The 6975-nt window shown below is 72.3% G+C and carries 6 protein-coding genes and 1 pseudogene; 2 read left to right on the forward strand and 5 right to left on the reverse strand.

All coding sequences use genetic code 11. The features are described from left to right. Positions 1-370: pseudogene (locus L2I40_RS15795) on the forward strand (hypothetical protein); the annotation flags it as partial. 377 nt (positions 371-747) lie between these two features. Here the strand turns inward: L2I40_RS15795 and L2I40_RS15800 are convergent. The 3 genes from L2I40_RS15800 to L2I40_RS15810 all read right to left on the reverse strand — a co-directional run bounded on the left by L2I40_RS15800 (position 748) and on the right by L2I40_RS15810 (position 4131). Continuing rightward, positions 748-1716, reverse strand: a complete 969-nt coding sequence (locus tag L2I40_RS15800; RefSeq protein ID WP_237216160.1) for a tripartite tricarboxylate transporter substrate binding protein — start codon at positions 1714-1716, stop codon at positions 748-750. A gap of 83 nt (positions 1717-1799) precedes the next feature. Further along, positions 1800-2684 carry a fumarylacetoacetate hydrolase family protein gene (locus L2I40_RS15805; protein WP_237216161.1) on the reverse strand — a complete coding sequence of 295 codons (885 nt, stop codon included), beginning with the start codon at positions 2682-2684 and terminating at the stop codon, positions 1800-1802. A 19-nt stretch (positions 2685-2703) separates the two neighbouring features. Further along, on the reverse strand, positions 2704-4131 hold the full coding sequence (locus L2I40_RS15810) for an amidase (protein ID WP_237216162.1): 1428 nt from the start codon (positions 4129-4131) through the stop codon (positions 2704-2706). Positions 4132-4196: 65 nt separating this feature from the next. Between L2I40_RS15810 and L2I40_RS15815 the strand changes: the two genes are divergently transcribed. Further along, positions 4197-5096, forward strand: coding sequence for a polysaccharide deacetylase family protein (locus L2I40_RS15815; RefSeq protein WP_237216163.1), 900 nt, complete (start codon positions 4197-4199; stop codon positions 5094-5096). Between the two features lie 153 nt (positions 5097-5249). On the opposite strand, the gene argB is transcribed toward L2I40_RS15815, so the two are convergent. Together argB and L2I40_RS15825 are read right to left on the reverse strand one after the other, a co-directional pair. Beyond that, positions 5250-6134, reverse strand: coding sequence for an acetylglutamate kinase (gene argB / locus L2I40_RS15820; protein WP_237216164.1), 885 nt, complete (start codon positions 6132-6134; stop codon positions 5250-5252). A 66-nt stretch (positions 6135-6200) separates the two neighbouring features. Beyond that, a partial coding sequence (locus tag L2I40_RS15825) for a hypothetical protein (protein WP_237216165.1) occupies positions 6201-6975 on the reverse strand: 775 nt, incomplete at its 5' end.

Below are 6975 nucleotides of genomic sequence, written 5' to 3' on the forward strand. Positions count from 1 at the left end.
GCCCGACGCGCCGCCACCGGTCCCGGTGCCGGACTGGGTAGCGGGCGCGCTGCCGGACGTGCCGCCGCTGCCGCTGCCACCTGCAGTCGCCGATGTGCCGGTCGCGGTCGTGCCGCTTCCCGAGGAGGCGGGCGCCGACGTGCCGCTGCCACCCGAGGACGCCGGCGAGCCACTGTTGATGCCCTGGGACGGGCCGCCGCCGGGAAGCGGGGCGGTCGCGGCCGGGACGGCGCTCGGCGAGGCGCTCCCGCCGCTCGCCGGCGCCGCGATGCGCTCGCCGATCTCCGTGAAGCGCCGGTCGAGGATTCCGCCGAGCGAGGTGATCGCGACGATGGCCGCAACGATCATCGCCGAGCCCAGGACCGCGTAGTCCAGGGTGACCGCTCCGCGCCGGTCGGCGAACAGCACGCGGAGGTTGTAGAACTTCTGGAGCGGGGGCATCGCCAACATCCGGACAACGGGGGTGGCGCCTGCTAGATGCCAATTATATCGAGATCAATCCCGTTTTTTAAGACGATTTGTGGGCGTGGATAACCTGAGCCGTTTCCCAGTCCACGCACGAAAGATCCTTGCTGCGGAGCCGCTCCCCGCGCATGGCTGCGCGGAGCGCAGGACACCCATGCCCTTGGGTCGCGGTTGGCGCGGCATGTCGCCGGTGATCCCCGCGCCCATGCGCGCGGCCCGGCAGCCGACGGTCGCCAGCGCCGACGGCAGCCGAGCGGGCCGACGCGTCCGATCCTGGACGCGCTACTCGACCCGTCCGATGCGGTTGACCGCGCGCACCAGCCGCGCGCTGTCCTCGGCGAAGAAGCGCGCGAAGTCGGGCGCGTCGAGATAGGCGACGGGCGCGCCGGCGGCGGTGAAGGCCTGGACGAGTTGCGGATCCTGGACCGCCTGGCGCACCGCGTTGCGCAGCACGGTCATTACCGGTGCCGGCGTGCCGGCGGGGGCGAAGAGACCGGCCCAGATGTAGAACTCCACATCGGCAAAGCCGCGCTCGATGAAGGTCGGCACGTCGGGGAAGGCGGGAACGCGCTCGCGGCCCCAGCAGCCGAGGACACGGATGCGGCCGTCGCGGACATGCTGCGTCAGCGTGCCAGGGGCGGAGGCGAGCGCCTGGATCTGGCCGCCGAGCAGCGCGGTGATGGCCGGGCCCGCGCCCTGGAAGGGCACATGCAGCAGGCGGATGCCGGCCGAGGCGGCCAGCATCTCCATCGCCACATGCAGCGTGCCGTAGGTGCCGGAGGAGCCGTAGGGGATCTCGCCCGGGCGCGCGCGGGCGGCGGCGATGAACTCCTCCATCGTGCGCCAGGGCGCCGCGGCGGGCACGGCGAGCATGGTGGGGTCGGAATTGACCAGCGCGATGGGCGCGAACTGGTCGGCGGTGTAGGGCGGCGCGCGGTTGAACAGGCGCTCGGCCTCCGGGATCACCGCGAGGGAGGAGAGCGCCATCACCAGCGTGTAGCCGTCGGGCGCGGAGCGCGCGACGAAGGCGTTGCCGATCGCGCCCGCCGCGCCGCCGCGGTTCTGCACCACGACGGGCTGGCGGAGGATGCGCTCCATCGCGGCGGCGACGGGGCGCGCGGCGAGGTCCGCCTGCCCGCCGGGCGGGAAGGGCACCACCATGGTGATGGCGCGCGAGGGGAAGTCGGTGGTCTGCGCCTGCGCGGCGAAGGGAAGTGCGGCGGTGGCGGCGATCAGGGTGCGGCGGTGCATCTTGTTGCTCTTGCTGGACGGTGGCGCTGAGTCACGAACCCCCACCCCGACCCTCCCCGTGAACGGGGGAGGGAGAGGGAGGGTCAGGCGACGGCGTTCTCGAGGACGCCGATGCCGGTCACCTCGATGCGGACAACATCGCCCTTCTGGAGGAACTTCGGCGGGTTGAAGCCGATGCCGACGCCGGCGGGCGTGCCGGTGGCGATGATGTCGCCGGGCTCGAGCGTGATGGCGGCGCTGATCGCCTCGATCAGCGTCGGAATGTCGAAGATCAGGTCGGCGACCGGCGCCTGCTGGCGCTGCTCGCCATTCACCCAGGTGGTGAGCACGAGCTTCGTCGGGTCCGGCGCCTCGTCGGCGGTCAGGATCGCGGGGCCCATCGGGCAGAAGCTGTCGAGGCCCTTGCCGAGGATCCACTGGCTGTGGCGCTTCTGCAGGTGGCGCGCGGTGACGTCGTTGACGATGGTGTAGCCGAACACGTGGCGCAGCGCGTCGGCCTTGCGGATGCCGCGGCCGCCATGGCCGATCACGACGGCGAGCTCGCCCTCGTAGTCGAGGCCGCCGGTGGGATCGAGCTGCGACAGGATCGGCTCGCCATGCGCGACGATGGCGGTGTGCGGCTTCGAGAAGACCACCGGGAAGGGCGGCACGACATCCTTGGCGCCGCCGTCGAAGCCGGAGCCGGCGAATTCCTTCGCATGCTCGTGGTAGTTCTTGCCGACGCAGAAGACGTTCTTGGGCGGGCGCGGGATGGGGGCGCAGAGCTTCGCGCCATCCACCTTCGGCGCCTTCGCCACCGCGGCGCGCAGGCGGTCGAGCATCGCGGGCTCGGCGCCGGCCAGGTCGCGCATGGTCTGGCCGCGCAGCGCCGGCTCCACCGCGCCGAGGTCGAGCACGGCGCCGTCGGCGCCGAGCGCCCCGATCTCCTGCTGGACACGTCCCGCGCGCGTGTAGGTGACGAGGCGCATTCCCTGCTCTCCCGCTGATTCAGTGCACCGGCGGGCGCATCTGCCCGGTTTCGGCGGGTTCCGCCAGGGGGAGGCTGGCGGCGCGCTCGATCGCGCGGGCGGCGCGGAACACCAGGTCGTCGCGGTAGAGGGGTGCTGCGAGCTGCACGGCGCGCGGCATGCCGGCTTCGTCGAGGCCGATGGGCACCGCGATGGCGGGCTGTCGCGTGAGATTGAAGGCGAAGGTCCAGGGCGCCCAGTCGCGCCAGAGCGATTCGATCGGCCGCACCGTCGGCGCATCGGCCTCGAAGGCGGCCGTCGGCGTGCAGGCCGTCAGGATCAGGTCGTAGCGCTGGTGGAAGCGCGCCATGGCATGCGCGCATTCGACGCGCAGCATGTCGGCGGCGAGGAACTCGGCGGCCGTCATGCCGGCCATCTTCTCCGCCACCTCGCCGATGCCGGCGTCGAGCAGCGCGCGCTTCTCGGCCGGCGTCGACTCCCACAGGCGGGCCATGGCGACGCCCCAGACGCGCGAGAAGATGGCACGGCAATCCGGCATCTCGGGATCGGCTTCCTCGACGATCGCGCCGGCCTCCAGCAGCAGCGTCGCGGCGAGGCGGAGCGCGGCCTCGCCTTCCGGATCGAGCGGCGGCTCGAAGCCGAATTTCCGGACGATGGCGACGCGCAGGCCCTTCACGCCGTCCTCGATGCCGGTGCGCCAGTCGCGCCGATCCTCGGGCAGCGAGACCGGGTCGCGGAGGTCGTGGCGCGCCATCGCCGAGAACATCAGCGCCGCGTCGCGTACGGAACGCGTCATCGGCCCGGCGACGGCGACGGCGGAAAAGGCGCCATGGGGCCATTGCGGGATGCGGCCGTAGCTGGGCTTCAGCCCGACCAGGCCGCAATAGGCGGCGGGGATGCGGATGGAGCCGCCGGCATCCGTGCCGATATGCAGCGGGCCGAAGCAGGCGGCACCCGCGGCCCCTGCCCCGCTCGACGAGCCGCCCGGCGTGCGCTGCGGGTTCCAGGGGTTGCGCGTGATGCCGTGCAGCGGGCAGTCGCCGGGCGTCTTCCAGCCGAACTCGGTGGTCGTTGTCTTGCCGAGGATCACGGCGCCCTCGGCCTTGAGGCCGAGTACCGCCGGCGCATCCTCGCCGACCGGCGCGGGATCGGTCACGCGGCTGCCGCGGCGGGTCGGGAAGCCCGAGAGGTGCAGCAGGTCCTTCACGGTGCAGGGCACGCCGTCGAGCAGGCCGAGCGGGCGGCCGGCCATCCAGCGCGCCTCGCTCTCGCCGGCCATGCGCAGCGCCTGCGGGTTCATCGCGGCAAAGGCGTTGACCCAGGGGTTGTAGCGCGCGACGCGCTCCATCACCGCCTTCAGCGCCTCGACCGGGCTCAGTGCGCGCCGGGCGTAGAGGTCGAGCAGCTGCTCGGCCGACATCAGCGCGGGGTCGGTGGGCGTTGTCATGCGGGGCTTCCGGGTGGCGCGAAGGGGCGGCAGCATGGCCGCACCGGCGACGCAGGAAAACCCCGATGCCCGAGCTCAGCGAGAACCCCTGGGAATGGTCGGAGCCGCAATGGCGGCACATTGTCGGCCGCGCGCGGGCGGGACGCTCGCTCGCGCCGAAGTCCTGGCCGGGCGGGGCGCGCTGCGCGGTCAGCCTGTCCTTCGACGCGGATCACGAGACGATCCCGCTGCGCGACGCCGACCAGAGCCCGATGCGCATCAGCCAGGGGCAATACGGCAATCGCCAGGGCGTGCCGCGCATCCGCGCGCTGCTCGCGCGCCACGGGGTGAAGGCGAGCTTCTTCTACCCGGCGGTCTCGGCGCTGCTGCATCCGAAGGAGATCCGCGCGGTGGCGGATGACGGCCACGAGATCGGCATCCACTCCTGGATCCATGAGGCGAACACCAAGCTGCCGCCCGGCGTGGAGCGCGAGCTGACGCTGCGCGCGGCGGATACGCTCGAGAAGCTCAGCGGCCAGCGGCCGGTCGGGATGCGCACGGCGAGCTGGGATTTCAGCGTGGACACGCTGTCGATCATCCGGGAGCTGGGGCTGCTCTACGACAGCTCGCTGATGGCCGACGACGATCCCTATGAGCTGCTCGACCAGGGCGAGCCGACCGGGATCGTGGAGCTGCCGCCGGAGTGGATCCGCGACGACGCGGTCTATTTCAACATGCTGCGCTTCTCGGCGCTGCGCCCCTACACGCCGCCCTCGGCGGTGGAAGAGATCTTCCGCGCCGAGTTCGACGGCGCGCTGGCGGAAGGCGGGCTGTTCCTGCTGACCATGCATCCGCATGTCATCGGCCATCGCAGCCGCATCGCGCTGCTCGACCGGCTGGTGGCCTACATGAAGTCGCAGCCGGGCGTGTGGTTCGGCACGCACGCCGAGGTCGCGCGGTGGTGCAAGGAGAGTGCGGGCGTGTGAGCCGCCGCTTGTCTCCGCTCCCCAGAGGTCGAGGCGGCTGACCCACCCCCACCCCGGCCAGCCGGCGTAAGCGGCGGCAAGCCGCCGCAACTTTGGCGTTCGACGCCCTTGGCGTCGAACCTCCCACCCTGAGGGGGGAGCCAAAAAGCGGTGCTACGGGCGGATCAGGGTGCCGGCGCCGCCATCGGTGAAAAGCTCGACCAGCACGGCGTGCGGGACGCGGCCGTCGAGGATGACCGCGCCCTTCACGCCGCGCTCGACCGCGTAGATGCAGGTTTCGACCTTCGGGATCATGCCGCCCGAGATCCAGCCATCGGCGATGCCCCGCTTCACCTCGGCCACGGTCATCTCGGGGATCAGCTTGCCGTCGGGGCCGAGCACACCGCGCACATCGGTCAGCATCAGCAGCCGCTCGGCGTTCAGCGCGCCGGCGATCGCGCCGGCGACCGTGTCGGCGTTGATGTTGTAGGTCTGGCCGTCCGCGCCCACGCCGACCGGCGCGACGACGGGCACGATGTCGGCGCCGATCAGCAGCTGCAGGACCTTCGGGTTGATCGATTCCGGCTCGCCCACGAAGCCGAGGTCGAGGACCTGCTCGATGTTGCTGCCGGGGTCGCGCACCGTCCGCCGCAGCTTGCGCGCGCGCACCAGGCCGCCATCCTTGCCGGAGATGCCGACCGCCATGGCGCCGGCCCGCGTGATCGCCTCCGCCACCTGCTTGTTGACCGGGCCGGCGAGGACCATCTCGACCACGTCGAGCATCGCCGCATCGGTCACGCGCAGGCCCTGCACGAAGGTGGACTTGACGTCGAGCCGCTTCAGCATGGCGTTGATCTGCGGCCCGCCGCCGTGCACCACGACAGGGTTCACGCCGACCTGTTCCAGCAGCGCTATGTCGCGGCCGAAGCGCAGCGCCGTCTCCTCCTCGCCCATGGCGTGGCCGCCATACTTCACCACGACGATCTGGTCGTCGTAGCGCTTGAGGAAGGGCAGCGCGCCGGCGAGGGTCGCCATCTGGTCGAGCGCGTCGTCGGTCATGGGCGTTTCCAGCCAGGAATTGCGGCGCGCATAGGGGTACCCCCCCGGCCGGTCAAGCTGGCGGGATCAGCGGATCGGGATCTCGAGCGTGGTGGTGCGCCCCGGCTCAACCGTCAGCGGCATGTCGTACAGCACGTCGTCCACGCGGGCGCGGACGATCCAGGCGCCGGCCGGCAGGATCAGGCGCGGCTGCGGCTCGGCGAAGAAGGAGCGGAGCGCGGGCATGTCGGCGCGGCGAAGCTCCCAGGATTGCGGCGCGACAGGCGTGTTGCCGCGCAGCGCCGACAGGTTGGCGATGCCCGCGCCGAGGTCGAGCACGGGGCGCGCCACCTCGTCGGGGGCGACGACGATGTCGGTCTCGGTCGCCGCCTCGCCAGCACGGAAACGCACGCGGTAGCTGCCCGCGTTGAGGCGCAGGAGCGGCGAGTCGCCCGTGCCGGTCGCCACCTGCTCGCCCGCGCGGAAGCCCGGCACCTCGTCGGCCCAGACCGTCCATTGGCCGATCCGCGCCGGCACGTCGGGCGCGAGCACGCCAAGCGGGCGCAGCGAGCCGAGGCCGAGGGCAACCCTATGCGTCTGCTCGGCCCCCGACACCTCGAAGCGCTCGATGGCGCGGGCGGCGCCCGCGCGAACGCGCACCTCGTAGCGGCCCGGGGGTACGCGCAGCCTCGGGCGGCCCTGTGCGCTGCCGGTGAAGACGGTGCGCGGCGGGTTGGAGGCCAGCGAGATCAAGGTCCAGTCGCCGACCGGGCCGGGCGTGCCGCGATCATCCTCCACGGCCTCCAGGATCAGCGTGGTCAGGCTCTGCGGGGCGCCGCGCGGGGCCGGCGCGCGCGGCGCG

The sequence above is a fragment of the Falsiroseomonas oryziterrae genome (assembly GCF_021864505.1).
GTDB classification, from domain to species: domain Bacteria; phylum Pseudomonadota; class Alphaproteobacteria; order Acetobacterales; family Acetobacteraceae; genus Falsiroseomonas; species Falsiroseomonas oryziterrae.